Here is a 565-nt window from a genome sequence, read left to right as displayed (position 1 = left end):
TTGCGCATGATGTCCCATTCGTCCAGGGCCGCCTTCAGGGAGTCGCCGTAGACGGTGGGCACCCGGGTGTCGAGCACGCCGGCGCGATCCAGCTCGCCGAGAATGGCCATGATCCCGCCGGCGCGGTGCACATCCTCGATATGGTACTTCTGGGTGTTGGGGGCCACCTTGCACAGCTGCGGCACCTCACGCGAGAGGCGGTCGATATCGGTCATGGTGAAATCGACCTCGGCCTCCTGGGCGGCGGCCAGCAGGTGCAGGATGGTGTTGGTGGAGCCGCCCATGGCGATATCCAGGGTCATGGCGTTCTTGAACGCCGCCTTGGAGCCGATGGCACGCGGCAGCAGGTGCGCCTCGTTGCCCTCGTAGACCCGCTTGGCCAGTTCGACGATGCGATGACCCGCGGTCTCGAACAGGCGGCGGCGGTCGGCGTGGGTGGCAACCACGGTGCCATTGCCAGGCAGTGCCAGGCCCAGCGCTTCCATCAGGCAGTTCATGGAGTTGGCGGTGAACATGCCGGAACAGGAGCCGCAGGTGGGACAAGCGCTGCGCTCCACCTCGGAGA

At 66.4% G+C, this 565-nt stretch carries 1 protein-coding gene; it reads right to left on the bottom strand.

The window, feature by feature from the left end; genetic code table 11:
* Positions 1-565, bottom strand: a 565-nt coding sequence (locus AM506_RS23615) for a dihydroxy-acid dehydratase domain-containing protein (RefSeq protein WP_200908491.1), incomplete at both ends; no start/stop codon positions are given.

Source organism: Rossellomorea vietnamensis (genome assembly GCF_001305855.1).
Taxonomy (GTDB): domain Bacteria; phylum Bacillota; class Bacilli; order Bacillales; family Bacillaceae_B; genus Rossellomorea; species Rossellomorea vietnamensis_A.
Note: the sequence above shows the minus strand (reverse complement) of the source record. Positions and strands in the feature narration are given on the sequence as shown.